Consider the following 26847-nt stretch of genomic DNA (forward strand, 5'->3'; position numbering starts at 1 on the left):
TGCGCAGCGCAAGCCTCTCCCGCTTCGGCGTTCGAGCTCACGCCCATGGGGCATCATCTGGAGACTTCCGCAGGGACGACCTCAGGGCGCATGACGCTGCGCAATCCGCGCAATACGGCTCTGCCCATCGAAACGCGCGTGGCGGAGCGCATCGTGACCGAAAGCGGCGAAACCAGATATGAGCCCGCCGACGCGGATTTCCTCGTCTTTCCGCCTCAATTCATCGTGCCGCCCAGAAGCGCCCAGACGATTCAATTTCGTTATCTCGGCCCGGCGCTTCAGGATCGAAGCCGCGCTTATGTGCTGTTCGTGACCGAGGCGCCGGTGATCAACCCGGAGCTCGGCGTCGGCATACAGATGATTTACGAGCTCGGCGCGGCGGTCTACCTTTATCCGCCCGGCGCGACCGCGGATCTGCGGTTCGAGGGAGCGAATCCTCTGCCCGACGGGCGCGTCGAGGTGCTGGTGCGCAATCAGGGCGGCCGTCACGCCGTTTTAGGCGTGGAGGGCCTGCTCTCCGTCCCCGGCGCGAGGGGCGCGCTGGCCTCCTATGGCGAGGCCATGACGCGCGATTACGGAAATCCGATCATCCCGCCCTATTCTGTGCGGCGCTTCGTCGTCGATCCGTCTCCGGCGCCCGCCGTCTCGCCGCCCGGCGGGCTGTAGGCGATGCGGCGGCTTTGGACCTTCGCCTGCCTCGCGGCTTCTTCGGCCGCTCCGGCCGCGGCGCAAATTCCGGGGACGCCGCCTCCTGCTCCGGCGAGCTCCGCGGCGCCTGCGCCTCAGGAATTCGCCCCGCAGCCTCGTCAGGTCGAGTTTCCCCTGCCGCTCATGCTGCGCGGGATCTCCGTTGGAGAGGCGCCCGCCCGTTTGCTGGGCGAAGAGCTGCTCGGCGTGGATCCTTCGCGTCTGGCTCAGGCCCTTGAGCAGATCATGAGCGAGGATCTGCTCAGCCGTTTGCGCGGGTTGGGAGCGGATTACGTCGCGCCGGAGACCATCGCCTCAACCGGATTGCGCGTGTCCTATAATCCGAACGCCCTGCTTCTTGAGCTGGAGACGGAGGCCTCGTCTTTCCGGGACATCGACGTCTTTCTGACGCGGAGCGCGGATTACAGCGGCTATCGGCTGATCGAGCCCGCGCGCTACGCCCTCGGGGTGGACGGCGGCCTCCTCGTCTCGCAGAGCTTCGATCGCGGCGGCGCTCCGGACGTCAGGCTTCATCTCGACGGCTTCGCCAATTTAGGCGGCGTGGACGGCGTTTATGTGGATTTCGCAGGAAGGGTGAATTTCTCCGCTTCCGGAGACGGCGAGGTTTTCGACCGCGAAAGGCTCACGCTCTTCAAAGACGACCGCGAACGCGCCCTTCGCTATTCGGCCGGAGACGTGCGGCTGGATTCTTTGCCGATGATGGTCGCGCCTGATTTCCTCGGCCTGAGCGTCGAGCGGCGTTACGGCGAGATCCGCCCCTATGATTCCACGCGCGCCCTCGGCCGACACTCCATCATGCTGGACCGCCCGGCCACCGTCGAAGTCGAGGTGAACGGCGCGACGATCCGTCGGTTCCATGCGCCTGCGGGCAGAATCAACCTCAACGACATCCCCTTTGTGGATCTCGGCAACGACGTGCGCATCTACGTCGAGGACGAAACGGGAAGGCGGGAGATCGATTCCTTCACCTTCTCCTCGCGGGAGACTCTGCTGGCGCCGGGGGTTTCGGAGTTCGGTCTTGCGGGCGGCGCTCTGCAAACCGGCGCCTGGGGCGGCGGGGCGGGGTGGAGCGCCGAAGATTTCGGAGCCATGGGGTATTATCGTCAGGGCGTGACGCGGCGTCTGACCCTCGGCGCCGGGGTCTCCGCCACAGACGACGGATCCTTCTCCATAACGGGGAATGCGGTCGCTTCTCTGCCTTACGGCGTCGGGCAACTGGACGCCGCTTGGTCGAGGAGCGAGGGCGAAGGCGGAGAGAACCGGTCCGGCTACGCGCTCTCCGCCTCCTACGACGTCGATTTCACAGGCGCGTTTCATGGACGCGATCAGCTCAGCCTCCGCGCCGATTACTCCTCCAAGGATTACGCGAACGCAGGCTATGGGGGCGGAGGGCGGGAGGATGACGGCCTCTCCGCATCAGGCGCTTACCGCATGGCTCTGAGCCCGCGCGGAGCGGTCAGTTTCGGCGCGGGCTATGCGCGCCGCGGAGACGCCCAAGACGTCGGCCTTCGCCTCGGCGCCTCGCAGAGCTTCGAGAGGCTCACCATTTCCGCCGCCTTCGAACATGTCCTTCGGAATCAAGGGCGCGACGACGAAACGCGCTTCCTGATCTCCGGCTCCATGCCGCTCGGAGAGGATCGGCGCGTCCGGGGCTCCTACGCGACGACGCGCAATAGGGCCATGCTGGAATATGATAAGCGTCATCGCGGCGGGGTGGGGGAATATGGCTATGCTCTGCAGGTGGAGCACAGCGATTCCTCTGCGGAGATTTACGGGCGCGCCGATTATATCGGCAACCGCTTCGAAGCCGCCGCGTCTCTCAATCACGTGGCGAACGGCCTTGACGGTCTGTTCGACAGCGACGCGCCGCTGGTCGGCGAATTGCGCCTCGCCTCGGGCCTCGCCGTCGCCGATGGGCGCGTAGGCGTCGGAAGGCGCGTCGGAGACGGCTTCATCCTCGTCGCGCCTCATGCGACGCTGCGGGGCGCCTCCCTCGCCATCGGCGACAGCGCCAGCGATCGGAAGCCGATCGTCCGCACGGACGGCTTCGGGCCTATGGTCGCGCCCATCAACGGCGATTATAATTTCTCGCAAGTCGCTTTGGAGATCGAAGAAGCGCCGCTCGGATATGATTTCGGCTCCGGCCTCTATGCGGTGCAGGGCGGAGCGCGGGTCGGGGCGTCGGTCGTCGTCGGCCATGACGCCTTTTACTCGGCGCGCGGCTTGGCGCAGGACGCCGAAGGCCAGCCCATCGCGCTGCGATATGGCCGGCTCGCCTCCCTCAAGGAGGGCGGCGCGACCTTGGATCTCTTTACGAACTCGGTTGGTTTATTCTTCGTCGGCGGTTTATCGCCCGGCGCCTATCGCATGGAGATCGCCGGAGCGAGCAAACAGATCGAGATTCAAGCGCCCCCGGAAGGCGCCCTGATCGACTTGGGAACCATGATTTTGGAGGGCGGCCCATGACATGCGCTCGACGGCTGCGCGTCGCTTTCGCGTTTGGATCCGGCGTGCTGGCTGCGGGAGCGGCGCAAGCCTGCGAAGCGAGTTGGGCGGAGTTCGCAGCTCTGGGCGATTACGACGCCACCTCCGCGCAGGCTTCGCCGGTTTATCTGGAGGTGGGCTTCAAGGATGAGGAGGCCTGCGCGAGAGCTTCGGTTTCGCTCGTCCCGGCGACGGACGCGCCTGCGGCGGCCTATCGAAGCCGAAGCGCGCGGCTCGTCGGGGCGGGAGGCCGCATGTTGCGGCTTGAGGCGAACGGCGACGCCCCTCACGGCTCCCGCTCCGGCCGCAGCGTCGGGGGAGCGCGATCCTTTCCTGTTTTTCGGATCGCGCCGCATCAATTCGAGCCAAGCGGCGTTTACGCGGAGAGCTTTCAGCTTTTAATCGACGGAAAGCCGCAAGGCGCCTTCAATCCGGAGCTTCGGGTTTTCGTCGCTCCGGCGGCCTTGTTCCGCGCGACGGAAATTCCTCTAGAGATCGACTTCGGATCCTTGTCGAGCGGCCCGGCGCAAGAGCGGCGGCCCGTCATCGTGAGCGGAAACGTCAAGTTTCTGTATCAGGCCACCAGCTCCGCGACGATGATCGTCAAATCCGATGGCGATGGGCGGCTCATTCATGAGCGCGGCGCGGAGTTCACGCCGATCCGCTACAGCGTGACGATCAATGGCGCGCCCATGGCTCTGGGCGTGAGGCGGGAAGTGGATTTGAAGCCGGGAGCTCAGGGAACCGGCTTGATCGAGGTGACTCTTGAAAACATCGGCATGCGCTATGCGGGCAAATATGCGGATAGATTGACGGTGTCCATCGTCGGACATGATTAAATTCAGGCCGAATTCAAGTTGATTTGCGGGAATCCCCAGATGTTTATTTGAGTCTATTCTTCAGATTTCGGAAATTGTGAACTGTGACTGAGGAGGCGGCGCTTGGGGCCATTTTCTTGTCGCGCCGCCCGTCGTCGCGCCGGAGAGAGGCCATGCTCATCTCTCCGGCGGGCGGTCGGCTTCAGGCGGAGAGCTTATCCCCGATCTGCTCGGCGATCCGCTGAATGCGCGGATCCGCCGGATTCTTATTCGCGATCACGCAATCTTTGAGGAGGGCGGCGGCTTTGGCGAACTCCTTCTTCCGATAGGCGATCAGGGCCGCAGCCAGCAGAGCGTATTTATAAGGCGGAGCGGCGCTTTGCTGGATCTTGGCCGCCAAATTCGAGAGATAGGGCTTCTTCTGCGGGCCGCTCAGCAACACCGTGAGGCCGAAGGTGGAGTCCCAGACGCCTTCCGGCGAGAAATCCTGCAGCAAGGCGCGCTCAAGGATCCCTTCGGCGGCCTCATGTCGTTTCGCGGCGTAGAGTTCGGAGGCCAGAGCGATGTCGTACATGACGTTTTCAGGGTCATGGCGCTTCGCCGCCTCCAGCGCGGCGATCTTCTCCGCCGAGGGCGATTTATGCGCCAGATGAGCGACGTAAAGCTGCCAATAGGCGTAGGCCGCCTGCATCGGGTGATAGACGCCGGCGTTCTCGGCGAGATCCTTCGTGAAGAAGGCGATCTTCTTCGCTGAGGAGAAAGCCTTGTGGATGTTGACGTCCTGAGCGCTGCGGCTGATGCTGTGGGCCAGCCGCGAAAAGCCGCTGGAGGCCGCCCAAATCTCGCTGGTCCGCGACATGAGGACGATCTCGAAGATCGACCGCTCCGGCCCGACGTAATTCAGGTCTTTGAGATAGGCCGCCGCCGGACGAACGTTGTAGGCGCGCGCCAGCTCGGCGATGGAGGCGCCGTCTTCGCCGAAGACGAGGACGTCGAGGCCGCGTCCTTGCAGATTTTCGATCGCCATTCTGGCCAGCGGCATGGAAACCGCCTTTCCGGCGAAGCGCGTGCCTTGCAGCCGATAGGGGCCGTAAACGATGTCGCCGCTGCGGATATGCAGCGCGGCGAAATTCCGCTCCAGATCGACCGCGCGCGCCGCCTGAATCGCTTTCTCCATCGACGGCGAGAACTTCAGGGATTCGAAGATGTCGGGCAAGCCGAATTCGGCGTTGGGCGCGAGTTCGGGCGCGAGGGTTTCGCCGAGATCTCCAGAGGGGGCGTAGAGGGTGTTCGGCTCGTCGTGAAGCTTGCTCTGCAGCAGCTGCGCCGCCGAAAGCCCCGTCTCCTCGGCGATGAGGGATCGGATCGCGAGCCTGCCCGCCGATTGGGCGCCGAGAATGCGCTCGTCGGCGAAGATCGACGCGAGCGGCTCGACGGAATGGCCGATCAGATTGGAGGCGTCCTTCTCCTTGCTCTTTTCGAAATCCTTGGCGGGTCCGGCGATGCCGTCCGGCCAGACGAGCTTGAACTCGCAATTCAGGGCCTTGGCCAGATAAAGGCCGTTCAGCAGGCATTGCATGCGCAGGCCGAAGCCGTCGGGCCGATTGGCCGCCACCTTGATCTTCGGCCGCTTCGCCCAGACTTCGACCTTGCTCAGATGGAGATAAGCCTTCTCCTGCAGCGAAAGGCGCAGATGGCGGGCGAGCGCCGCGCCGCCGAGCGGCAGGACCAGATCGCCGGACCAGACGAGAAAGCCGCTGTGGATGGCGGTCCATGTCTCGCCGTCGCGGGAGATCTCGACTTTGAGGGTGCGCGCCTGCTCCTGATTCATCTTGCGCCGATTGCCGACGACGATGCTGTGGATCGGATAGATCTCGCCCAGATCGACCCTCCACCAAGGTTTGTCCTCAAGGCCGGTGTGGAAGGCGAAATCCCGTTCGCCGTCATCGGCGAGAGCCCTTTTCGCCTCATGCGGCTTCGACCATTTCGACGTCGAGCTTTGCCACGCCTCTTTGCCTGAGGCGACGTTCTGAAGATCGTCCGCGGCCAAGTCCATGCTCCGAATTCAACAGGCCCGCCGCCTTCGGGCGACGCGGCGATGGGTCCATCCTCACGGTTCACGGCGCCCCCGATCGAATCGGATCTGTGAGAAACGCCTGAACCTCTCGTGTGGCCGCGCGATCCGTCCGGGCGGTCGTTTCGACCTTTCGGACGGCGCTCTAAGAGGCGAGGCTGAGACGTCGTCGCCGGTTCGATCCACGGCGGGAATTTAGCGCAGGATGAAAAGCGGCGCCAGCTTGACCCGCTGCGCCCGGAGTCGCAGCGGCGGGCCCCGTCCGGGCCCGCCTCCAAGGCGCGAGGGCAGGCCCGGCGGCGACGCCGGCCGGGCCGCCGCAGGTCACTCCTCGAAGCCGCCGAAATCGCCGCCGTCGTCGGCCTCGGGCTCGGCCTCGGGGCGGATTTCAGGCTCGGCGGCCTGAGCTTCGTCGCCGCCGAACATGCCGCCGATGGCGTTGCCGAGCAGCACGCCGCCCGCCACGCCGACCGCCGTCTGGGCCGCGCCCGCGAGGAAGCCGCCTCCGCCGCCGCCCTGAGCCGGAGCCATGGGTTGCTGACGGCGCGCCGTCTGGGGCGCGGAGGGCTGTCCGCCGAACATGCGCGAGAGGAATCCGCCGCCGCCCTGAGGCGCCTGACGCGCGGCGGAAAGCTCGGATTCGAGCTGCGCGATGCGGTCCTGAGCGGAGTTCAGCGCATGCTCCTGCACGACGATGGTCTGGGCCATGTAATAGGGCGCGCCCGGCTGCCGCGCGACGGCCTCCGAGATGAAGGATTCGGCCTGAGAATCGCGCTGCGGATTCTGCCGCTCCACCTGAGCGAGCTTGCCGAAGAGCCCTTCGATGGCGTGCTTGTCGTTCTGGTCCATGCCTCTGACGTCCCTGTTTTGCGTTGCTTGATCGCCGCCCGCCGGAAGCCGGAGGAGAAGGCGACGGATGGTCAGATAGAACGGGAGCGCGGAATGCACGACGGAGTTTCCTCGACTCGCGCGTTTGTGATCTCTCGTCAGAGGATTCGCCCGATTCCTGCGCTTCCGGGCCGAAAACCGCGCAGGCGTCTTGACCCGCGCGCCCGAAATCTCCGAAATCCGGGGCCGCCGCCCGATCTTCCTCGGGAGCGTCGCCGGAGATGGACATGCCGAAACCGATCTATGTGCTGAACGGGCCGAATCTGAATTTGCTGGGCAAGCGTCAGCCCGAGATCTACGGCCATGAGACCCTCGCCGACGTGGAGCGCGATTGCGTCGCCCTCGCGCGGGAGCTGGGCCATGGGATCCGCTTTCTGCAATCCAATTGGGAGGGCCAGATCGTGGATTGGATCCATGAGGCCCGCGATCAGGGCTCGGGCGTCGTGATCAATCCGGCGGCGCTGACCCATACTTCGGTCGCGGTGCTCGACGCGCTCAACGCCTTTGAGGGGCCGGTGATCGAGGTGCATATCTCCAACGTCCATAAGCGCGAGTCCTTCCGGCGTCATTCCTACGTCTCTCTGCGGGCGGACGGGGTGATCGCGGGGCTGGGGACCGAGGGCTATCGGCTGGCCCTCCGCCGCGTCGCCTCGCTGCTGGCCGCCGCGGGCTGAGGCGCTTGCGCAATCTCATGTTGAGCCCCTCGCCGGAGGTGCTATAAGGGCCCCGCCTGCCGGAGCAGGCCGCATCTGCTGGTTGGGGAGGACGCCATGACAAGCGACGCCCTCTTCCAATTGGGGATGGGCTCAGCCTTGCTGAACGCCGCCCAAACGGAAGACCTTTTGCGCCCGAGCCCCTTGCGGGGCCTTCGGGGCGTTTTCCGTCCGCAAGACGCGGGCGCCGCCTCTTGCACTTTTGACGGCCATAGGGGGAGCGGCGCGCCAGCGCCGACCAGAAGTCTGTAAATCTCCCCTCCGTCATCCTCCTGTGAGGAAGACCCTTTCTTATCGTCGCGCCGGGACTGGAGCCAGAGGCTCCGCTCCGGCGGCTTCGGCGTTTTCGCCGCCGCGCACATCAGGATTCCGCATGTCCCAAGCTCTCGAACCGCGCACGCCCTATTATCTGATCGACAAGGCGAAGCTCCTGCGGAACATGGAGAAGATCGCCTATGTCCGCGAAAAATCTGGCGCCAAGGCCCTTTTGGCGCTGAAATGCTTCGCCACCTGGTCGGCCTTCGATCTGATGCGCGAACATATGGACGGGACCACCTCCTCCTCGCTCAACGAGGTGCGGTTGGGGCGTCAGCGCTTCGGCGGCGAGACCCACGCTTATAGCGTGGCTTGGGCGGATCATGAGATCGACGAGGCGGTGAGCTACGCCGATAAGATCATCTTCAACACCATCGGCCAATTGGAGCGCTTCGCCGGAAACGCGCAGGGGATCGCGCGGGGCCTCAGGCTGAATCCGGGCGTCAGCTCCTCGACCTTCGACCTCGCGGACCCGGCGCGGCCTTTCAGCCGCCTCGGCGAATGGGACGCGGCGCGGGTTCTGCCGGTCATGGATCTGATCAGCGGCTTCATGATTCATAATAACTGCGAAAACGGCGATTTCGCCCTCTTCGACCGGATGCTGACCCAGATCGAGGAGAAATTCGGCGAGCTTCTGAAGCGCGCCTCATGGGTGAGCCTCGGCGGCGGCATCCATTTCACCGGCGAGGGCTATCCGCTGGAGGCTTTCTGCGCGCGGCTGAAGCGCTTCTCCGAGAGCTATGGCGTTCAGGTCTATCTGGAGCCCGGCGAGGCCGCCGTCACCCAGAGCGCCACCCTGGAGGTGACGGTCCTCGACACTTTGTATAACGGCAAACATCTGGCCATGGTGGATTCCTCCATCGAGGCCCATATGCTGGATCTGCTGATCTATCGCGAAAAGGCGCAGATCGGCGACGGGACGGGCGATCATGAGGTCATGATCTGCGGCAAATCCTGCCTCGCCGGAGACGTCTTCGGCGAATTCCGCTTTCCGCATCCTCTGAAGCCCGGCGACCGGCTCTCGGTGCTGAACGCGGCGGGCTACACCATGGTCAAGAAGAACTGGTTCAACGGCGTGGCCATGCCCTCCATCGCGATTCGCGAGCCGGACGGCTCCATCCGGGTCGTCCGTGAATTCGGCTACGCGGATTACGAATCCAGCCTGTCCTGAAGAACATCGCACTCAAAACTCAAGAGGTTCCCATCGGCATGACGAAGAACGTGCTCATCATCGGCGCCGGCGGCGTGGCGCAAGTCGTCGCGCATAAATGCGCGCAGAACAACGATCTGCTCGGCGACATCCATATCGCCTCGCGCAGATTGTCGAAATGCGAAGCCATCCTCGCCTCCGTTCATGAGAAACGGGCTTTGAAGACCGAAGGCAAGCTCGAAGCCCATCAGCTCGACGCCATGGACGTCGCGGCGACGGCGGCCCTCATCCGCAAGACCGGCGCGGGGATCGTGATCAACGTCGGCTCGTCCTTTTTGAACATGTCGGTCTTGTCGGCCTGCATCGAGACCGGGGCGGCCTATCTCGACACGGCGATTCACGAGGATCCGGCGAAGGTCTGCGAGACGCCGCCTTGGTACGCCAATTACGAATGGCGCCGCCGCGAGGATTGCGCGAAAGCGGGCGTCACGGCGATTCTCGGGGCGGGCTTCGATCCGGGCGTGGTCAACGCCTACGCCAAGCTTGCGCATGACGAATATTTCGACCGCATCGACTCCATCGACATCGTGGACATCAACGCGGGCTCGCATGGGCGTTATTTCGCGACGAATTTCGATCCCGAGATCAATTTCCGCGAATTCACCGGACAGGTCTGGTCCTGGCAGGAGGGCGCCTGGACCTCGAACGCCATGTTCGAGGTGGGCAAGACTTGGGATCTGCCGGTGGTCGGCCCGCAAAAGGCTTACCTCACGGGACATGACGAGGTGCATTCGCTTTCGCAGATCCTCGGCGTGCCGAACGTGCGCTTCTGGATGGGCTTCGGCGATCATTACATCAACGTCTTCACGGTGCTGAAAAACCTCGGGCTTCTCTCGGAGAAGCCGGTGAAGACCGCCGAAGGGCTGGAGGTGATCCCGCTGAAGCTGGTCAAGGCGGTTCTGCCCGATCCGGGCTCTTTGGCGCCGGATTACAGCGGCAAGACCTGCATCGGCGACGTGGTCAAGGGCGTGAAGGACGGCCGCGACCGCGAGGTCTTCATCTATAACGTCGCCGATCATAAGGAGGCCTTCGAGGAGGTCGGGAGTCAGGGCATCTCCTATACGGCGGGGGTTCCGGCCGTGGCGGCGGCTCTGCTGATCGCCTCGGGCGAATGGGACGTCAAGACGATGGCCAATATCGAGGAATTGCCGCCCAAGCCTTTCCTCGCGCTGCTCGACCGGCTCGGCCTGCCCACCCGCATCCGCGACGAGCAGGGCGACCGCGCTCTGACCGCCAGCGCCTGACGCTTTCCGCCGCGCCGCCGTCCGAAAATCGGAGGGCGGCGCGCGGATTTCAGCCTTGTTCTCCGGCCTTCGCCTATGCGAATTTCCGATTGTGCGGCGCGATATGCGACGTCCCCGGAGAGGAGCGTGGATGAATGAAAGGCGCGATGACCCCGCAAGCCGCGGCGGAGCTGATCCCCGACGGCGCGAGTCTGATGATCGGCGGCTTCATGGCCGTCGGCAGCCCTGAGCGCATGATCGACGCCCTCGTCGCGCGCAGGCTGCGCGACCTCACGCTGATCTGCAACGACGCGGCCATGCCCGGCAAGGGCGTCGGGAAACTGATCTCGGCGGGCGCCGTGCGGCGCGTGATCGCCTCGCATATCGGTTTGAATCCCGAGATGCAGGCGAAGATGATCTCCGGCGAAATCGACTGCGAATTGGTCCCGCAAGGCACGCTGGTCGAGCGCATCCGCGCGGGCGGCATGGGGCTCGGCGGGGTGCTGACGCCCACCGGACTCGGCACGGAGGTCGAGGAGGGCAAGCGGATCATCGAGGTGGAGGGGAAGCGCTTCCTGCTCGAAACGCCGCTGAAGGCGGATTTCTCCCTGATCTCCGCCTGGCAGGCCGATTACGTCGGGAATCTCAGCTATCTGCTGACGGCGCATAATTTCAATCCGGTGATGGCGCTGGCGGGAAAGACCGTCATAGCGGAGCCTGAAAGCATCGTCCCCGTCGGAGTCATCCCGCCGGACGCGGTGAAGACTCCGGGGGTTTTGGTGCATCATCTGTTGGTCCGCGCGGGCCGTTGAGGAGAAACGCCATGGATGCGAAAGAACTCATCGCCCGCCGCGTGGCGCGCGAGATCCGGGCGGGGATGCTGGTGAATCTCGGCATCGGCCTGCCTTCTCTGGTGGCCAATTACGTGCCCCAGAGCCTCGGCGTCTTTTTTCAGGCTGAAAACGGCGTGATCGGGCTTGGCGCCCGCCCGCCCGAGGGCATGGAGAATCTCGGCCTCACCGACGCCGGAGGCGGCTTCGTCTCGGCGGTTCCGGGGGCGGCCTCCATCGACAGCGCCATGAGCTTCGGGCTGATCCGGGGCGGACATCTCGACATGACCGTCCTCGGCGGGCTTCAGGTGGACGAAGCCGGAAGGCTCGCGAATTGGAAAGTGCCGGGCAAGATGGTGCCGGGCATGGGCGGCGCCATGGATCTCGTGACGGGCGCGGCGCGGGTGGTGGTGGCCATGCAGCATTCGGCGCGGGGCGAATCCAAGGTCGTCAAAAGCTGCGATCTGCCTCTGACGTCTCTGCGGCGGGTGGATCTGGTGGTGACGGAGCTGGCGGCGCTCAAGCCCACGGAGGAAGGGCTCGTCCTGCTGGAGCGCGCCCCCGGCGTGAGCCTGAAGGAGATCCGCGACGCCACGGAGGCGGATCTCCTCATCCCCGGGGAAGTCCCGGAGATGGAGTTAGCGTAAAGCTTTCAGGAAGAGCGGCGGCCCGTGGCGAACATGGGGCCGCCGCGCCAGCGGGGAAAGCCGTAGCCGTGGATCTCGACCAGATCCACGTCCGAAGGCTGAAGCGCCACGCCCTCCGCGAGGATGGCCTCGCCTTCCGCCGCCATCTCGCCGACGAGCCTTTCCGCGATGGTCTTGCGGTCCAGCGGCGAGCCCAGCGCGATCCGCGGCGCCAGAAGCTCCGTCGTCGCCGCCGAAGCCTGAGGCTTGCGCTCGCCGGGGGCGTAGTCATACCAGCCGCCGCCGGTCTTCTGGCCTTTGCGCCCCGCCTTGACGAGAAGGTCGCCGAGGGTCTCCGGGACGTTCCGGCCCGCCGCCCTTGCGCCCTCGCGTTGCAGAAAGGCGATGTCCAGCCCGCCGAGATCCTGCGCTTCGAAAGGCCCCATGGCGAAGCCGTGATCCCGCATGGCGGCGTCGATCTCCGCGATGGCGACGCCCTGACGCACCAGATTCTCGGCGGCGGCGCGATAGCGCTTGAGAATCCGATTGCCGATGAAGCCTTCGCAGATTCCCGCCTGAACCGGAATCTTGCCCAAAGCCCGCGCCAGAGCGAATCCGGTCGCCAGAACCTCCGGCGCGGTTTCGGGGATCGGCACGATCTCCAAAAGCTTCATGACATTGGCCGGGCTGAAGAAATGCAGCCCTATGAAGCGCTCCGGATGGGACAGGCCCTCGGCGACGGCGCGCGGATCGAGATAAGAGGTGTTGGTCGCGAGGATCGCCTCCGGGCGGCAATGACGCGCCAGCTCCGCGAAGACGGCGCGTTTGACGCCGATCTCCTCGAAGACCGCCTCAATGACGAGATCCGCCTCCGCGAGCGCGGCGTAATCCGTGGAGAAGCTCGCGCCCGCCATGCGCGCCTCGGCCTGGGCCTCGGTGAGCTTGCCGCGCTTGACGCCGCCCGCGAAGATCCCGCGCAGATTGGCCTCGCCCCGCGCCAGAGCCTCGGCGTCGCGCTCGATCAGCGTGACGGAGAATCCGGCGTCGCGCAGAGCGGCGGCGATGCCCGCGCCCATGGTGCCGCCGCCGATCACGCCGACCCGCTTCAGAGCCTTCGGCTCGACGCCCTTCAGATGAACCGGACGCGGCGCCGCGCGCTCGGCGAAGAAGACCGCCCGCAAAGCCGCCGCCTGCTCCGAGCCGCGCAGATCAAGGAAGGTCGCGCGCTCGAAAGCCATGGCCTCCGCGAAGGGAGCCTCCGCCGCCTTGCGCAGAGAAGCCAGAGCCCGCAAAGGCGCGGCCTCGCCTTTGGCGCGCTTGGCTGCGGCGGATTCCTGCTCCGCCCAGAAGCCCGGCTCCGGAGCGGCCACGGGGCGCTCCGAGGTTTTCGGCGGCAGGGGCCGCGTGAGAGCCTCGCGGGCGAAGGCGAGGGCCCCCGCGCGCAGATCCTCGCCCGGATCCTCGCCATGGATCACGGCGTCGATCAGCCCGGCGGCTTTGGCTTTGGCGGCCTTCAGAGGCCGTCCGCCCGTGATCAATTCCGCCGCCGCCGCGACTCCGGCCAGACGCGGCGTGCGCACCGTGCCGGAGGCGCCGGGGATGATCCCAAGCGTCACCTCGGGCAGCCCGACGGAGGCGCTTTCAAGCGCCACGCGGAAGCGGCAGCCTAAAGCGACCTCGAAGCCGCCGCCCAGAGCCGAGCCGTGAATCGCCGCGATCCACGGCTTCGTCGCGTCCTCGATGCGGTCCACGAGATCCGGGAGATGGGGCTCCATGGGCGGCTTGCCGAATTCGGAGACGTCCGCTCCGGCGATGAAGGTGCGGCCCGCGCAGAGCAGGACCACGGCCTTGATCTCCGGATCGGCGTCGAGGCGATCCGCCGCCGCCCAAAGCTCCTGACGCAGAGCCTGAGACAGGGCGTTGACCGGCGGGTTGTCGATGATGACGAGGGCGATTTCGCCCTCGCGCCCGATGCTCACGACAGGTTCGCTCATGTTCAAATCCCTAAGTAGGCTTCGCGGATGCGCGGATCGGCGATGAGATCGGCGGCGGCGCCCTGCATGGCGATCTTGCCGTTCTCCATGACGTAGCCCCGATCCGCGATGCGCAGGGCGCCGAAGGCGTTTTGCTCGACGAGCAGCACCGTGACGCCCCGCCCCTTGAGGCTCTCCACCACGTCGAAGATCTGCTGCACGATGATCGGCGCGAGCCCCATGGAGGGCTCGTCCAGCAGCAGACAGGCCGGACGCCCCATCAGCGCGCGAGCCATGGCGAGCATCTGCTGTTGTCCGCCCGAGAGCCCGCCCGCCGCGAGATTGCGCTTTTCGCGGAGGATGGGGAACATCTGAAAAGCGTCCTCCATATCCTTTCCGACGCGCTCGTCATGGAAGTTATAGGCGCCGAGCCGCAGATTCTCCTCGACGGTCAGATTGCCGAAGATCTGCCGCCCCTCCGGCGATTGCGTCAGGCCCTTGGCCGGGCGCTTATAGGCGGGGATGCCGGTCAGAGGCTCGCCCTGAAAGGAGATAGTCCCGGCTGAAACCGGCTGAATCCCCGAAAGACAGCGCAGCAGCGTGGTCTTGCCCGCGCCATTGGCTCCGACCACCGTGACGATCTCGCCTTGCGAGACCTCAAGGTCGATTCCATGCAGAACCTCGATGCGCCCGTAGCGGGAGCGCAGGCCTTCGACTTTAAGCATGGTCTCCTCCCGTCTGGGCTTCCGCGCCGAGATAGGCCGCGATCACCGCCGGATCGCGGCTGACCGTCGCCGGATCGCCTTCGGCGATCTTCTCGCCATGATCCAGCACCACGATGTGGTTGGAGATGCGCATGACCATCTTCATGTCATGCTCCACCAGCAGGATCGCCACGCCGGAGGCCGCGATCTCGGCGATGAGATGGTCGATCTCCTCGGTCTCGACGGCGTTGCATCCGGCGGCGGGCTCGTCGAGCAGCAGGATCTTCGGCTGCGAGGCCATGGCCCGCGCGATCTCCAGCCGCTTCAGCGAGCCATAGGAGAGATTCCCGGCCTCCCGGTCGGCGGCCTCCGCCAGACGCACCCGCGCCAGAAGCTTGCGCGCGCCTTCCTCCGCCGCCTTGGCCCGCCTCCGCGAGCCGGGGAGGCTGAGGAGATCCGCCAGAACCGAACCGCGCTCCTGAAGATGAAAGCCGGAGATGGCGTTTTCCAGAACGCTCATGCTCTGGAAGATCTGGAGATTCTGAAAGGTCCGGCTCATGCCGCGCCGCGCGAGGAGATGAGGCTCCATGCCCGTGACCTCCTCGCCGCTGAGGGAGATGCGGCCCGCGCCCGGCTGATAGACGCCCGAGATCATATTGAAGAGCGTGGTCTTGCCCGCGCCGTTCGGCCCGATCACCGAGACGATTTCTCCGGGCTTCACGGCGAAGCTCACGTCGTTCACGGCCTTGAGCCCGCCGAAGGAGATGCCCAAGCCCTCGACGGAGAGGAGCGTGGTCTGCGTGTCGCGAGATGCGGTCATTCGCCCTTCCTCCTCAGCTTGCGCAGAATCGAGGGCAGAAGCCCCTCGCGCAGGAAGATCATCACCAGCATCATCACGAGGCCGAGCACGAGCTGCTCATATTCCGCGAAGACGGTCAGGACTTGCGGCAGGAGCGTCAGGATGGCCGCGCCGAAGATCGCGCCCAGCACCGAGCCCACCCCGCCGAGAACGGCCATGGTCACCATCTCGATGGAATGCATGAAGCCCGCGACGTCCGGCGTGATGAATTTATTCTGCAACGCCAGCAGCGAGCCCGAGACCGAGGCGTAGACCGCCGAGATCACGAAGGCTTGCAGCTTCATGCGGGCGACGTCCACGCCCACCGTGCGCGCCGCGACCTCCGAGCCGTGCAGCGCCCGCAGGGCCCGCCCCGAAGGGCTGTTGTGCAGGTTCAGCGCCAGCCAAGCCCCGAGGATCATGCAGAGCCCGCAGAAATAATACCAAAATTGGCCGTTGGTCAGATCCAGCCCCCAGCCTTTCAGCAGAGCGCGCAGGCCAAGCTCCGGCACTTCGATTCCGTCGGGGCCGCGGGTGAGCTGGCGTTCGTTGTTCAGCATCATCGAGATGAGGATGCCGAGCCCCAAGGTGGCCACGCCGAGATAATAGCCCTTCAGCCGCAGGATGGGGCGCCCGACCAGCCAAGCCAGAAGCGCCGAGATCGCCGCGCCGAGAACCACCGCCAAAGCCGGATGAATGCCGAAATGCGCCGGCGCCAAAGCGCAGGCGTAAGCGCCGATTCCGGCGAATCCGGCGTGTCCGAGGCTGATTTGCCCCGCGTAGCCGGTGAGGATCACGATTCCCGTCACCGCGATGGAGTTGACGAAGATCAGGGCTCCGACGCGGTAATAGAAGTTGGAGGGGAAGAGGAAGGGCGCCAGCAGGACCAGCGCCGCCAAGATGAGCAGGGTCGCGAGTTTCGGGGTCATCTTCATGGTCACACCCGATCCGTCGATTTGCGCCCGAAGAGGCCCTGAGGCCGCACGAACAGCACCAGCAGGATGACCACGAAGGCCGCCGCATCCTTATATTGCGAGGAGAGATAGCCCGCCGTCAGGGCCTCGATCAGCCCGATGAGGAAGCCGCCCACCAAAGCGCCTTTGGGATTGCCCATCCCGCCGAGCATGGCGCCCGCGAAGCCCTTCAGCGCGAAGGCGATGCCGACGTTATAGGCCGTCAGGGTGATGGGAGTCGCCAGAACGCCCGCCAGAGCCCCGATCCCCGCCGACAAGGCGAAGGAGAGGGTCATCACGAAATTGGTGTTGATGCCCACCAGTTGCGCCGCGAGCCGATTATTGGAGGTCGCCAGCACCGCCCGCCCAAGCAGCGTGCGGGTGAAGAAGATCCAGAGTCCCACGAAGACCGCCAAGGCGCCGCCGATCACCCAAAGGCTTTGCGGCAGGATGGTCGCCCCGCCGACGCGGATCGGCGTGTTCCCCGAGAAGGCCGGGAAATCATGAATCTGCTTGTCGAAGACGAGCTGCGCCGCGCCCTGAAGGAAGATCGAGGCGCCGATGGTGATGATGATCAGCGAGACGATGGGCGCGCCTCTCGCCGGTTCGATGGCGAGCTTGTTCATCGCCACGCCGATGGCGGCGGTGATCGAAATCGCGAGGAAGGCCGCTATGGGCAGGGGAATCCCCGCCTGATGGGCGAACCATGTGATCATCCCGCCCAGCATGACGAATTCGCCTTGCGCGAAGTTCACCACGTCGGAGGCGTTGTAGATGATCGTGAATCCGAGCGCGACGAGCGCATAAACCGCGCCGACCGTCACCCCGGAGAAAAGGAATTGCAAAAGTTCCGACATGGAGTCTCCGGCTCCTGCTCATGCTGCGGGAGGCGCGTCGAGACGCGCGCGAAGGCGTCCTCCGCCCGCAAGGGCCGGGCGGAGGGTCAGGCTGGAGCCGGGTCTTACTCGACCAGAGTCCAGGCGCCGTTCTTGATCTCCAGCATGCGGAAGGCGGAGAGGTCGAGGCCGAGATGGTCCTCGGCGGAGAAGTTGTAGATTCCCGTGGTTCCGGCCAGCCCCGCAGTCGCTTCGATGGCGTCGCGGATGTCGCCCGGCTCCGTGGAGCCCGCGCGGGCGACGGCGTCGGTGAAGATCAGGAAGGCGTCATGGGCGTAGCCGCCGAAGGTGCCGACCGGAGTCTTGGTCTTCTCCTCGAAGGCGTCGCGATAGGCGACCACCACCTCGCGCTGAGGATCCTCCTCGGCGAGGAGATCCGCCACCAGCAGGGCCGTGCCGGGCAGACGCACGCCCTCGGCGGCCTGCGCCCCCGCCAGTTCGATGAAGCCGTTCGAGGCCACGCCATGCGACTGATAGAGCGGCAGGTCGATGGCGAGCTGACGATAATTGCGCGTCACGATGGAGGGGCCTTGTCCGAAGCCCGGATTCAGCACCGCCTGCACGCCGGAGGCGTTGCGGATCTTGGTGAGCTGGGCGGTCATGTCGGCGTCGGTGGGATTATAGGTCTCGTCCGAAACGATCTCGATTCCGTAATCCCCGACCACGTCCTTGCATTGCGCCTGCATGGAGGCGCCGAAGCCGTCGGTGCCGGAGATCATGCCGATCTTGGTGAAGCCGCGCTTCTGCATGTCCTCGAAGATCTTCTGACAGGCCATGCGGTCGGTGTGGGGCGTCTTGAAGACGAAGGGCCGCACCGGCTTGATGATCTCGATGGCGCCCGCCAGCGAGATGAAGGGCACCTCGGCGTCTTCGGCCACCGCCAGAATCGACATGGAGGCGCCGGTGGTGGTGCCGCCGATGATCGCGACCACTTCGTCGTCTTCGATGAGGCGGGTGGCGAAGGTGCGGGCCTTATTGGGATCTCCGCCGTCGTCGTAGAGGACGAGTTTGATCTTCTCGCCGTCGATTCCGCCCTTGGCGTTCAGCTCCTCGACGAGCAGCTCCAGCGTCTTGGCCTCGGGATCGCCGAGGAAGGCGGCGGGCCCGGTCGCCGAGATGCTGGCGCCCAATCTGATTTCGGCCTGAGCCGCCGGGGCGAGGCTGAAGGCGGTCAGGAGCGCGCAAAGGGCTCCGGCGGTGGTCTTGGTCATGGCTGTCCTCCCTGAAGTCCGGCCTGAAGTCCGGTTTTTTGATTCGTTCGCGTCCCGGCCGCGGACCTTCGGGGCCGGGCGGGGCGCGCGACGCGCGAGGCGGGATTCGCCGTCGAGGCGATCCGACCGAGGGCGTCTTCGTGAAGGTTGTCCTGAATTTTCCGGGGGGAGGAGATTCGGAGATCCCATAGCCGCGCAAAAGCGGAAACATCGCCCGACATCGGCCTGAAAAGGTCGAGGAACATGGCTTGAGAGCCTCCCTTCTTCTCTGGCGTTCTCCCCAGATCTATGTTTATAATTGACCGGCCGGTCGGTTTATGCAACGCAAATTTGCGCCGATCCAACGAATAAGTCCGAAGAGGCTAGGCCAATAGACGAGGGAGGACCAGATGACCGGTTCCGAGACTGTTTCGACAGAGCTCGCCGAAGGGGTGTTGACGCTCACGCTCAATCGCCCGGACAAGCTGAATTCTTTTAATGAAGAGATGCATCTCGCCTTGCGGGCGGGGCTCCAGCGCGCGCATGAGGATCCGCAGGCGCGCGCGGTGCTGCTGACCGGAGCGGGCCGGGGCTTTTGCGCCGGACAGGATCTCGGCGACCGCGATCCGCGCAAAGGCGGACCCGCGCCGGATCTCGGGCGGACGCTGGAGACCTTTTACAATCCCAATCTGCGCCTGATTCGCAGCCTTGAAAAACCGGTCGTCTGCGCGGTGAACGGCGTGGCGGCGGGGGCGGGGGCGAACATCGCTTTCGCCTGCGACATCGTTCTGGCGGCGAAATCGGCGAAATTCATTCAGGCTTTCGCCAAGATCGGCCTCATCCCCGACGCGGGCGGCAGCTGGAGCCTGACGCGCATCCTCGGCGAGCCCCGCGCCAAGGCCCTCGCGCTGACCGCCGAGCCCCTCCCCGCCGAGAAGGCCGCCGAATGGGGGTTGATCTGGAAGGCGGTCGAGGACGAATCCCTCATGATTCAGGCGACGGAGCTGGCGCGCGCCCTCGCCGCCGGGCCGACCCTCGGCCTCGGCCTGACCAAGCGCCTGATTCAGGCCGCCGCCGTCAACAGCCTCGACGCGCAGCTCGACATGGAGCGCGATTGTCAGCGCGCCGCCGGACTCAGCGCCGATTACGCCGAGGGCGTGACCGCCTTCCTCGAAAAGCGCAAGCCGGAGTTTCAGGGGAAATGAGCGCGGATCTCAGCAAGCCCGTCTCCGAGATGACGCCGCAGGAGATCGCCGAAGGCTCGGCGCAAGCCATGTGGAGCGGCGATTCCGCCAGCCGCAGGCTCGGCATGAGCCTTGAGCGCGTCGCGCCCGGAGAGGCGAGGCTCTCCATGACGATCACCGAGGCCATGTCCAACGGCCATGGGAATTGTCATGGCGGCTATATGTTCATTCTGGCGGACTCGGCTTTCGCCTTCGCCTGCAACAGCTATAATCAGGCGGCGGTGGCGCAGCATTGCTCCATCAGCTTTCTGATCCCCGGCCGCATCGGCGACCGGCTGACCGCCGAAGCCCGGGAGGTCTCGCGCAAGGGACGCTCCGGCCTCTACGACATCCGCATCACCAACCAAAACGGCGAGCATGTGGCCGAATTCCGCGGCCATTCGCGAGTCGTCAAAGGCGTTCATCTGCCCGTCGAAGGCTGAAGGCGCCGCGTTCATCTCCAGGGAGGAGACGCATCATGGAAGATCTGGCTCCGAGCAGACAGACGCTCGACCCCATCGAAACCGCCTCGCGCGACGAAATCGAGGCGCTGCAATTCCATCGGATGAAGCGCAGCCTGCGCCACGCCTATGAGAATTCGTCCTTCTACCGCAAGCGCTTCATCGAGCACGACGCGCATCCCGACGATCTGAAGACTCTGAAGGACATCGCGAAATTCCCCTTCACCGTGAAGCAGGATCTGCGCGACACCTATCCTTTCGGCATGTTCGCCGTGCCTCAGAACAAGCTGGCGCGCATCCACGGCTCTTCGGGCACCACCGGAAAGCCGACCGTGGTGGGCTACACCGCCGCCGACATCGACCATTGGGCCAATCTCATCGCGCGCTCGATCCGGGCGGCGGGCGGGCGTCCCGGAGACATCCTGCATAACGCCTATGGCTACGGCCTCTTCACCGGCGGCGTCGGCGCGCATTACGGCGCCGAGCGGCTCGGCTGCACGGTGGTGCCCATGTCGGGCGGCATGACGGAGCGTCAGGTCACGCTGATCAACGACTTCAAGCCGCGCGTCATCATGGTCACGCCCTCTTACATGCTCTCGATCCTCGACGAATTCCGCCGTCAGGGGCTGGACCCGCGCCAATCCTCGCTTCAGGTGGGCATCTTCGGCGCCGAGCCCTGGACCAACGCCATGCGTCAGGAGATCGAGGAAGCCTTCGACATGCACGCCGTGGACATCTACGGCCTCTCCGAGATCATGGGGCCGGGCGTGGCGCAGGAATGCGTGGAGACGAAAGACGGCCTCCATGTCTGGGAGGATCATTTCTACCCGGAGATCATCGATCCGGTCACCGGCGAGGTTCTGCCCGACGGCGAGATGGGCGAATTGGTCTTCACCACCTTGACCAAAGAAGCTCTGCCGATGGTGCGCTACCGCACCCGAGATCTGACGCGCCTCCTGCCCGGCACCGCCCGGAGCATGCGCCGCATCGAGAAGATCACCGGCCGCAGCGACGATATGATCATCCTGCGCGGCGTGAACGTCTTCCCGACCCAGATCGAAGAGCAGATTCTGAAATGCGCCGGTTTGGCTCCGCATTTCCAGATCGAGCTGAACCGGGGCGCCAACCGCATGGACAATATGACCGTCCATGTGGAATGCGCCCCCGCCCATGCGGAGGAATCCGCCCGGGATAAATCCGCTAAAGAACTGACGCATCACATTAAATCCGTGGTCGGCGTCTCGACGAAGATCGAGGTGCGCGATCCGAACTCCCTCGCCCGCTCCGAAGGCAAGGCCAAACGCGTGGTGGATAATCGCCCGAAAGAGTGAGCCCTGAAGGGCGCGGAGCCGCAAAACCCGATGTTGCGCAGCAGCATCAGGGATGACAGCCGCGCGCCCAGAGGTTAAAGCGAACGAAACCTCTCGGCCTTCTCCGCGCGCGGAGGGGGCCGGAGGCGTTTGCAGCGCGAAGGGAAGCGAAGATCATGGCTCGGAGGCGGGCTCAGGATTTCGAGGAGAAACGGCGGTCCATCCTGGACAACGCGGCCGCCGTTTTCGCCGAGCAGGGCATGGACAAAGCCTCCATGGCCCAGATCGCCGCGCATGCTCAGGTCTCCAAGGCCCTGCTCTATCATTATTATCCGAGCAAGGACGCGCTGATCTACGCGATCATCCACACGCATCTCGAAGAGCTGGAGGCCGCCATAGATTCGGCGGACGACGCGGAGATGGAGCCGCAGCAGCGCCTGCGCCGCCTCGTCGGGGCGGTGCTGGAGAGCTATCGCGGCGCCGATGATCAGCATAAGGTGCAGCTCAACGCCGCCGCCGCGCTCTCCGAGGCGCAAAGGGCGGAGATCACCGCGCTGGAGCGCAGGATCATCCGCCGCTTCTCGGTGGTGCTGGAGCAGATCAATCCCGGACTGAACTCGGCGGAGCGGCCTTTGCTCATGCCGGTCACCATGTCGCTCTTCGGCATGATGAATTGGGTCTATATGTGGTTCAAGGACGGCGGACGCATCAGCCGCGAGGATTACGCCGACGTCGCCACCACCCTGATCCTCGAAGGGATCAAGGCCGTTCGGTGAATCTCCGGCGCTCCAGAATCAGCGGATCATAGACCGGGGCTTCGGCGCGGCGACGATCCGGCTCGGGCGCGGTCAGAGGCGTGGCGGGGGCGATCTTGCCTGCGGCTTCTCTGGCCAATTGCTGATAGACCCCTGTTCCGCGCCTTTTCCAGTCGATCTCCTCGGCGGAGAGCGTGCGGAGGATCTTCGCCGGAGAGCCCGCCAGAAGCGAATTGGGCGGAACCTTGGTCCCGGCCTTCACGAAGGCCATGGCCCCGACGATGCAGTTTTCGCCGATCTCGGCTTCGTCCATGATCACGGCGTTCATGCCGATCAGCACGTTGCGTCCGATATGGCAGCCATGGAGCACCGCCCCATGGCCGATATGGCCGGATTCTTCGACGATCACGTCTTTGCCGGGGAAGGAATGCACCACGCAGGTCTCTTGCACGTTGCAGCCCTCATGCAGGATGATGCGGCCGAAATCCCCGCGCAACACCGCGCAGGGACCGACATAAACCGTCGGGCCGATGATCACGTCCCCGATCACCACCGCCTCCGGATGCACGAAGGCGGCGGGATCTATGGCCGGGACGATCCCGTCATAGCTGTAGATGCGGCTCATCAGGCTTCCCCGGCGGGCGGCCAGGTCTTGGCGACCATGGTCAGCACGTCATATTGCGCGACGACGGCGCCTTCCTGATTGGTCACGCGGCAATCCCAGCGGACTTCGCCGTAATCGGCGGTTTCGCGCGGATTGATCTCCTTGCAGGTCAGACGGACTTGCAGGGTGTCGCCGAAATAAACCGGCGTCAGGAAGCGCAGATGATCCACGCCGTAATTCGCCAGCACCGGACCCGGATTCGGCTCGACGAAAAGCCCCGCCGCGAAGGAGGCGATGAGATAGCCATGAGCCACCCGGTCGTCGAAGAAGGGATTGGCCTTGGCGGCCTCTTCGTTCATATGGGCGTAGAAGGTGTCTCCGGTGAATTCGGCGAAATGCTCGACGTCCTCTTTGGTCACTTCGCGGCTGGCGGTGACGAGCTGGTCGCCGATCTTCAATTCCGCGAGGGATTTGCGGAAGGGATGGACGTCCTGCGTCGCTTCGGCGCCTTCGATCCAGCGGCCCGTGACCGCCGAGAGCAGACGCGGCGAGCCCTGAACGGCGGTGCGTTGCAGATAATGCTTCACGCCCCGGATTCCGCCCATCTCCTCGCCGCCGCCCGCGCGTCCCGGCCCGCCATGGACCAGAGGCGCCAGAGGCGAGCCGTGGCCCGTCGAGCTTTTCGCCGTCTCGCGGTCTCCGATCAGCACGCGGCCATGGAAGGGCGCGAGCCCAAGGACGACCTCCTGAGCGACGGCCTTGTCATGGGTGAAGACCGAGGAGACCAGCGAGCCCTTGCCGAGCTTCGCCAGCTCCACCGCCTCGCCGATGTCCTCGTAAGGCAGCACGGTCGAGACGGGGCCGAAGGCTTCGACGTCATGGACCGCCTGCGCCGCGAAAGGCTTGTCCGCATAGAGCAGAACCGGATTGAGGAAGGCGCCCTTCTCCGGATCGCCGGAGGAAAGACGAACCTCGTCGGGATTTCCGGCGACGATCTCGGCCACGGCCTGAAGATCGCGGATGCGCGCCCGCACCTCCTCGCGCTGGTCCATGCTGGCGAGGGGGCCCATGCGGGTGGCCTCGTCGTTCGGCAGGCCCACGGGAGTTTTCGCCAGACGCGCCCCCAGAGCCTCGATCAGCGCCTGAACATGGGCGCGCGGCGCGATGACCCGGCGGATGGCGGTGCATTTCTGCCCGGCCTTCACGGTCATCTCGCGGGCGACTTCTTTCACGAAGAGGTCGAATTCCGGCGTTCCCGGCGCGGCGTCCGGCCCGAGGATCGAGGCGTTGAGGCTGTCGGCCTCCATGGTGAAGCGCACCGAATTCGCGACGATGGCCGGATGGGTCTTGAGCTTGCGGCCCGTCCATGCGGAGCCGGTGAAGGTCACGGCGTCCTGTTCGGTCACATGGTCGAGGAGATCGCCCACCGAGCCGCAGATCAATTGCAGCGCGCCTTCCGGCAAGAGGCCGCTCTCAATGGCGCGGCGCACGACCAATTCCGTGAGATAGGCCGTCTGGGAGGCGGGCTTGACGATGCAGGGCACGCCCGCCAGCAGCGTCGGGGCGATCTTCTCCAGCATGCCCCAGACGGGGAAGTTGAAGGCGTTGATATGCACCGCCACGCCCTGAATCGGCGTGAGGACATGCTGCGCGACGAAGCTGCCGTCTTTCGAGAGGACTTCCACCTCGCCGTCGGTGAGCAGCCGCGCGTTCGGCAATTCGCGGCGGCCCTTGGAGGCGAAGGTGAGCATGGTGCCTATGCCGCCCTCGATGTCGACCCAGCCGTCGGCGCGGGTGGCGCCGGTGAGGAAGCTCTCCGCGTAGAACTCCTCCTTATGCTTCATCAATTCGAGGCCCAGAGCCTTGAGCATGGCGGCGCGTTCATGAAAGCTCATGGCGCGCAGCTTCGGCCCGGCCTTGCGGCGGCCATGCTCCAGCGCGGCGGCGAAGTCGACGCCGGTGGAGTCGATCACCGCCAGATCCGCGCCGGTGGCGGCGTCGACGAGAGTCTGGCCCTCGTCGATTCCGGCCACCCATGATCCGGAGACGTAGCTTTCGAGGCGTCGCGTTTGACGAAGCGGGGCGTTCATGGCGTTTCCTTCTGGGAAATCTGGCGTGAGAATCTGGCGCTGAAATTCTTATCTCGCCGGATCAGGGGGCCTCCCGACCCGGCGGCTTTCAATCAACCGAGGCCGAAGGCGCTCAGACGCTGAGAGACGAGGCCCTCCCAATCGGCGAGAAGCTCCTCGTTCGGCCTGTGGCGCAGGCCGAATTTGCGCAGGACGTCGTAACGCCCCGAACCCGCGACGCCGAAGCCCGCCGCCACCCGCGGACGCCAATAGGCGAGGGAGGTCAGAGCCCCCACCACGCCCTCCGGCGAGGAGGCGAGGCGCTCCAGCCCCTCCAGCCCCAGCTCGGCGTGACGCGCCTCGCGGGGGGCGATCTCGCGGAAGACCTCCGCCAGAGGCGCATAGGAGACCCGCGTGAGCTCGGTCATCTGGACTCCGGTCGCGAGGCCCTGAAGCACGTTCATGACCACCGCGTCGGTCCAGCCGTTCAGCGGATAATGGAAGACCGAGAGGCGCATGTCGCCCGCCCGGCGGGCCGCCCCGAGATCGGCTTCGCGCGGCACCCGCGCCGCCCAGTCATGCTGAGACTGATAGCGGCCCGTGTCGGTGCCGAATCCGCCCATCACGTTCAGAACGCGCTCGGCGTGGTCGGCCTTCTCCAGAGTGATCCGGCTGGCGGCGATGCGCTCCTTGATCCCCGGCGCGAAGTTGATCGACTGGGCGAAGCCCGCCGAAGCCGCCAGCTCGCTGTCCACGAAGCTGGACATCAGCCGCATCAGCTCGCCGCGATAGCGGGCCGGGACGTTGCCGGGCGCGGTGAGAACTCCGCCCTGCGCGAGGTAATCCTCGATCTTCATCGTATCGGGCTGCGTCACGTCGGACATGGCTTTCCCCTCACTCGTCATAGGTGACGACGATGCGGTCCGTCAGCGGCGTCGCCTGACAGGACAGCACGTAGCCGGCGCGGACTTCGTAATCTTCAAGGGCGTGGTTGACCGCCATTTCGGCCTCGCCCTCGACCACCTTGCAGCGGCAGGTCGAGCAGACGCCCGCCTTGCAGGAGTAAGGCGCGTCCATTTTGGCCTCGATGGCGGCGTCGAGGATGGTCTGGCCCGTGCGGGGCATGGCGAAGCTGCGGGTGGCGCCGTCGAGCGTCACCGTGGCCTCGACGCCGGTTCCCGGAGCTATGGCGGTCTTGGAGACGGCCTTCGCCTTGGCCCGGCCCGGCTGGCCGCTGGCGAAGAGCTCGAATTTGATCTGATCGTCGCGCAGGCCATGGTCGCGCAGGCTGGCGGCGATGGCCAGCATCATGGGCTCGGGGCCGCAGATATAGGCCGTGTCCACCGCCGTGGCGTCGAGCCAATGGGTGAAGAGGCCCTTCATCTTCTCGGCGTCGACGCGGCCGGTGAAGAGGTCGATCTCCTGACCCTCCTGCTCAAGGATATGGATCACCGAGAACCGCCCGAGATGCAGGTTCTTCAGATCCTCCAATTCCTCGCGGAACATGATCGTGTTGATCTGGCGGTTCGAATAAACCAGCGTGAAGCGGCTTTTGGGCTCGCGCGCCAGCACGGTCTTGACGATGGAGAGCACCGGCGTGATCCCCGAGCCGCCCGCGAAGCCGAGATATTGCTTTTCGGAATCCGGATCGAGCGGCGTGAAGAATTTGCCCATGGGAGGCATGGCCTCGATCTCGTCGCCGGGCGCGAGATTCTCATTGGCCCAGGTGCTGAAGGCGCCGCCCTCCACGCGCTTGATCCCGACCTGAAGGAAGCCTTCGTCGCGGCCCGCGCAGATGGAATAGGAGCGGCGAAGCTCCTCGCCGTCGAAATCGCGGCGGAAGGTCAGATATTGGCCTTGCGTGAAATCGAAGAGCGTCTTGTCCTCGTCGCGCGGGGCGAGGGTGACGACCACGGCGTCGCGGGTTTCGCGCCGGACGTCCGTGACTTTCAGAGGATGGAAGCGCGCCATGTGGGTGTCCT

Annotated in this window: 24 protein-coding genes; 12 read left to right on the forward strand and 12 right to left on the reverse strand. The window is 65.3% G+C overall.

The window, feature by feature from the left end:
* Positions 1-45: 45 nt before the first annotated feature.
* The 3 genes from B161_RS0112490 to B161_RS0112500 are packed head-to-tail and all read left to right on the forward strand — an operon-like array spanning position 46 to position 4031.
* Positions 46-666: a fimbria/pilus periplasmic chaperone gene (locus B161_RS0112490; protein WP_205619244.1), complete on the forward strand. Its 621-nt coding sequence runs from the start codon at positions 46-48 to the stop codon at positions 664-666.
* Between the two features lie 3 nt (positions 667-669).
* Complete coding sequence (locus B161_RS0112495) at positions 670-3174, forward strand: fimbria/pilus outer membrane usher protein (protein WP_018633757.1); 2505 nt, start codon at positions 670-672, stop codon at positions 3172-3174.
* The gene (locus tag B161_RS0112500) at positions 3171-4031 is read left to right on the forward strand and encodes a hypothetical protein (RefSeq protein WP_157755624.1); all 861 of its coding nucleotides are present in this window, start codon (positions 3171-3173) and stop codon (positions 4029-4031) included. The genes B161_RS0112495 and B161_RS0112500 overlap by 4 nt, the downstream gene beginning before the upstream one ends.
* A gap of 181 nt (positions 4032-4212) precedes the next feature.
* On the opposite strand, the gene B161_RS0112505 is transcribed toward B161_RS0112500, so the two are convergent.
* On the reverse strand, positions 4213-6060 hold the full coding sequence (locus tag B161_RS0112505) for a discoidin domain-containing protein (protein ID WP_157755625.1): 1848 nt from the start codon (positions 6058-6060) through the stop codon (positions 4213-4215).
* Positions 6061-6408: 348 nt separating this feature from the next.
* Positions 6409-6933, reverse strand: a complete 525-nt coding sequence (locus tag B161_RS0112510; protein WP_026310405.1) for a DUF2076 domain-containing protein — start codon at positions 6931-6933, stop codon at positions 6409-6411.
* Between the two features lie 266 nt (positions 6934-7199).
* On the opposite strand from B161_RS0112510, the gene aroQ reads away from it, so the two are divergent.
* The 5 genes from aroQ (at position 7200) to B161_RS0112540 (ending at position 11910) form a co-directional block, all read left to right on the forward strand.
* Positions 7200-7646, forward strand: coding sequence for a type II 3-dehydroquinate dehydratase (aroQ, locus tag B161_RS0112515; protein ID WP_040789991.1), 447 nt, complete (start codon positions 7200-7202; stop codon positions 7644-7646).
* Positions 7647-8058: 412 nt separating this feature from the next.
* A complete protein-coding gene (locus tag B161_RS0112525; protein ID WP_018633763.1) occupies positions 8059-9171 on the forward strand; it encodes a carboxynorspermidine decarboxylase in 1113 nt (370 codons plus the stop codon).
* A 38-nt stretch (positions 9172-9209) separates the two neighbouring features.
* Positions 9210-10454, forward strand: coding sequence for a saccharopine dehydrogenase family protein (locus tag B161_RS0112530; RefSeq protein ID WP_018633764.1), 1245 nt, complete (start codon positions 9210-9212; stop codon positions 10452-10454).
* A 134-nt stretch (positions 10455-10588) separates the two neighbouring features.
* Complete coding sequence (locus tag B161_RS0112535) at positions 10589-11245, forward strand: CoA transferase subunit A (RefSeq protein WP_018633765.1); 657 nt, start codon at positions 10589-10591, stop codon at positions 11243-11245.
* An 11-nt stretch (positions 11246-11256) separates the two neighbouring features.
* Positions 11257-11910, forward strand: coding sequence for a 3-oxoacid CoA-transferase subunit B (locus tag B161_RS0112540; protein ID WP_018633766.1), 654 nt, complete (start codon positions 11257-11259; stop codon positions 11908-11910).
* A 5-nt stretch (positions 11911-11915) separates the two neighbouring features.
* Here the strand turns inward: B161_RS0112540 and B161_RS0112545 are convergent, their stop codons facing one another.
* From B161_RS0112545 to B161_RS0112570, 6 genes are all read right to left on the reverse strand, one after another.
* Positions 11916-13883, reverse strand: coding sequence for an FAD-dependent oxidoreductase (locus B161_RS0112545; protein WP_018633767.1), 1968 nt, complete (start codon positions 13881-13883; stop codon positions 11916-11918).
* A 2-nt stretch (positions 13884-13885) separates the two neighbouring features.
* Positions 13886-14587: an ABC transporter ATP-binding protein gene (locus B161_RS0112550; RefSeq protein ID WP_018633768.1), complete on the reverse strand. Its 702-nt coding sequence runs from the start codon at positions 14585-14587 to the stop codon at positions 13886-13888.
* Positions 14580-15386, reverse strand: coding sequence for an ABC transporter ATP-binding protein (locus B161_RS0112555; protein WP_018633769.1), 807 nt, complete (start codon positions 15384-15386; stop codon positions 14580-14582). The genes B161_RS0112550 and B161_RS0112555 overlap by 8 nt, the downstream gene beginning before the upstream one ends.
* Positions 15383-16339 carry a branched-chain amino acid ABC transporter permease gene (locus B161_RS0112560; RefSeq protein ID WP_018633770.1) on the reverse strand — a complete coding sequence of 319 codons (957 nt, stop codon included), beginning with the start codon at positions 16337-16339 and terminating at the stop codon, positions 15383-15385. The genes B161_RS0112555 and B161_RS0112560 overlap by 4 nt, the downstream gene beginning before the upstream one ends.
* Positions 16340-16341: 2 nt before the next feature.
* Positions 16342-17214 carry a branched-chain amino acid ABC transporter permease gene (locus B161_RS0112565; protein ID WP_018633771.1) on the reverse strand — a complete coding sequence of 291 codons (873 nt, stop codon included), beginning with the start codon at positions 17212-17214 and terminating at the stop codon, positions 16342-16344.
* 104 nt (positions 17215-17318) lie between these two features.
* Positions 17319-18464: an ABC transporter substrate-binding protein gene (locus tag B161_RS0112570; protein ID WP_018633772.1), complete on the reverse strand. Its 1146-nt coding sequence runs from the start codon at positions 18462-18464 to the stop codon at positions 17319-17321.
* Positions 18465-18853: 389 nt separating this feature from the next.
* Here B161_RS0112570 and paaG point away from each other — a divergent pair, with 389 nt between their 5' ends.
* The 4 genes from paaG to B161_RS0112590 all read left to right on the forward strand — a co-directional run bounded on the left by paaG (position 18854) and on the right by B161_RS0112590 (position 22213).
* Positions 18854-19648 (forward strand): 2-(1,2-epoxy-1,2-dihydrophenyl)acetyl-CoA isomerase PaaG, encoded by a 795-nt coding sequence (paaG, locus tag B161_RS0112575; protein ID WP_018633773.1) that lies wholly within the window; start codon positions 18854-18856, stop codon positions 19646-19648.
* Positions 19645-20109 (forward strand): hydroxyphenylacetyl-CoA thioesterase PaaI, encoded by a 465-nt coding sequence (gene paaI, locus B161_RS0112580; protein ID WP_018633774.1) that lies wholly within the window; start codon positions 19645-19647, stop codon positions 20107-20109. The genes paaG and paaI overlap by 4 nt, the downstream gene beginning before the upstream one ends.
* Positions 20110-20144: 35 nt before the next feature.
* On the forward strand, positions 20145-21458 hold the full coding sequence (gene paaK, locus B161_RS0112585) for a phenylacetate--CoA ligase PaaK (RefSeq protein ID WP_018633775.1): 1314 nt from the start codon (positions 20145-20147) through the stop codon (positions 21456-21458).
* A gap of 155 nt (positions 21459-21613) precedes the next feature.
* Positions 21614-22213 carry a TetR/AcrR family transcriptional regulator gene (locus B161_RS0112590; RefSeq protein WP_018633776.1) on the forward strand — a complete coding sequence of 200 codons (600 nt, stop codon included), beginning with the start codon at positions 21614-21616 and terminating at the stop codon, positions 22211-22213.
* On the opposite strand, the gene B161_RS0112595 is transcribed toward B161_RS0112590, so the two are convergent.
* The 4 genes from B161_RS0112595 to paaE form a co-directional block, all read right to left on the reverse strand.
* Positions 22197-22817 carry an acyltransferase gene (locus B161_RS0112595; RefSeq protein WP_018633777.1) on the reverse strand — a complete coding sequence of 207 codons (621 nt, stop codon included), beginning with the start codon at positions 22815-22817 and terminating at the stop codon, positions 22197-22199. The genes B161_RS0112590 and B161_RS0112595 overlap by 17 nt on opposite strands.
* On the reverse strand, positions 22817-24886 hold the full coding sequence (gene paaZ, locus B161_RS0112600; RefSeq protein WP_018633778.1) for a phenylacetic acid degradation bifunctional protein PaaZ: 2070 nt from the start codon (positions 24884-24886) through the stop codon (positions 22817-22819). The genes B161_RS0112595 and paaZ overlap by 1 nt, the downstream gene beginning before the upstream one ends.
* Positions 24887-24978: 92 nt before the next feature.
* The gene (locus B161_RS0112605) at positions 24979-25749 is read right to left on the reverse strand and encodes a Phenylacetic acid catabolic protein (RefSeq protein WP_018633779.1); all 771 of its coding nucleotides are present in this window, start codon (positions 25747-25749) and stop codon (positions 24979-24981) included.
* Positions 25750-25759: 10 nt separating this feature from the next.
* The gene (gene paaE, locus B161_RS0112610; protein WP_018633780.1) at positions 25760-26836 is read right to left on the reverse strand and encodes a 1,2-phenylacetyl-CoA epoxidase subunit PaaE; all 1077 of its coding nucleotides are present in this window, start codon (positions 26834-26836) and stop codon (positions 25760-25762) included.
* Between the last annotated feature and the right edge of the window lie 11 nt (positions 26837-26847).

It is taken from the genome of Neomegalonema perideroedes DSM 15528 (genome assembly GCF_000374145.1).
Classification (GTDB): domain Bacteria; phylum Pseudomonadota; class Alphaproteobacteria; order Rhodobacterales; family Rhodobacteraceae; genus Neomegalonema; species Neomegalonema perideroedes.

Bases quoted from the DNA above. Each gene is read 5' to 3' on its own strand.
- B161_RS0112490 (WP_205619244.1), top strand. From the start codon at position 46: ATGGGGCATCATCTGGAGACTTCCGCAGGGACGACCTCAGGGCGCATG.
- B161_RS0112495 (WP_018633757.1), top strand. From the start codon at position 670: ATGCGGCGGCTTTGGACCTTCGCCTGCCTCGCGGCTTCTTCGGCCGCT.
- B161_RS0112500 (WP_157755624.1), top strand. From the start codon at position 3,171: ATGACATGCGCTCGACGGCTGCGCGTCGCTTTCGCGTTTGGATCCGGC.
- B161_RS0112510 (WP_026310405.1), bottom strand. From the start codon at position 6,933: ATGGACCAGAACGACAAGCACGCCATCGAAGGGCTCTTCGGCAAGCTC.
- aroQ (WP_040789991.1), top strand. From the start codon at position 7,200: ATGCCGAAACCGATCTATGTGCTGAACGGGCCGAATCTGAATTTGCTG.
- B161_RS0112525 (WP_018633763.1), top strand. From the start codon at position 8,059: ATGTCCCAAGCTCTCGAACCGCGCACGCCCTATTATCTGATCGACAAG.
- B161_RS0112530 (WP_018633764.1), top strand. From the start codon at position 9,210: ATGACGAAGAACGTGCTCATCATCGGCGCCGGCGGCGTGGCGCAAGTC.
- B161_RS0112535 (WP_018633765.1), top strand. From the start codon at position 10,589: ATGAAAGGCGCGATGACCCCGCAAGCCGCGGCGGAGCTGATCCCCGAC.
- B161_RS0112540 (WP_018633766.1), top strand. From the start codon at position 11,257: ATGGATGCGAAAGAACTCATCGCCCGCCGCGTGGCGCGCGAGATCCGG.
- B161_RS0112545 (WP_018633767.1), bottom strand. From the start codon at position 13,883: ATGAGCGAACCTGTCGTGAGCATCGGGCGCGAGGGCGAAATCGCCCTC.
- B161_RS0112550 (WP_018633768.1), bottom strand. From the start codon at position 14,587: ATGCTTAAAGTCGAAGGCCTGCGCTCCCGCTACGGGCGCATCGAGGTT.
- B161_RS0112555 (WP_018633769.1), bottom strand. From the start codon at position 15,386: ATGACCGCATCTCGCGACACGCAGACCACGCTCCTCTCCGTCGAGGGC.
- B161_RS0112560 (WP_018633770.1), bottom strand. From the start codon at position 16,339: ATGAAGATGACCCCGAAACTCGCGACCCTGCTCATCTTGGCGGCGCTG.
- B161_RS0112565 (WP_018633771.1), bottom strand. From the start codon at position 17,214: ATGTCGGAACTTTTGCAATTCCTTTTCTCCGGGGTGACGGTCGGCGCG.
- B161_RS0112570 (WP_018633772.1), bottom strand. From the start codon at position 18,464: ATGACCAAGACCACCGCCGGAGCCCTTTGCGCGCTCCTGACCGCCTTC.
- paaG (WP_018633773.1), top strand. From the start codon at position 18,854: ATGACCGGTTCCGAGACTGTTTCGACAGAGCTCGCCGAAGGGGTGTTG.
- paaI (WP_018633774.1), top strand. From the start codon at position 19,645: ATGAGCGCGGATCTCAGCAAGCCCGTCTCCGAGATGACGCCGCAGGAG.
- paaK (WP_018633775.1), top strand. From the start codon at position 20,145: ATGGAAGATCTGGCTCCGAGCAGACAGACGCTCGACCCCATCGAAACC.
- B161_RS0112590 (WP_018633776.1), top strand. From the start codon at position 21,614: ATGGCTCGGAGGCGGGCTCAGGATTTCGAGGAGAAACGGCGGTCCATC.
- B161_RS0112595 (WP_018633777.1), bottom strand. From the start codon at position 22,817: ATGAGCCGCATCTACAGCTATGACGGGATCGTCCCGGCCATAGATCCC.
- paaZ (WP_018633778.1), bottom strand. From the start codon at position 24,886: ATGAACGCCCCGCTTCGTCAAACGCGACGCCTCGAAAGCTACGTCTCC.
- B161_RS0112605 (WP_018633779.1), bottom strand. From the start codon at position 25,749: ATGTCCGACGTGACGCAGCCCGATACGATGAAGATCGAGGATTACCTC.
- paaE (WP_018633780.1), bottom strand. From the start codon at position 26,836: ATGGCGCGCTTCCATCCTCTGAAAGTCACGGACGTCCGGCGCGAAACC.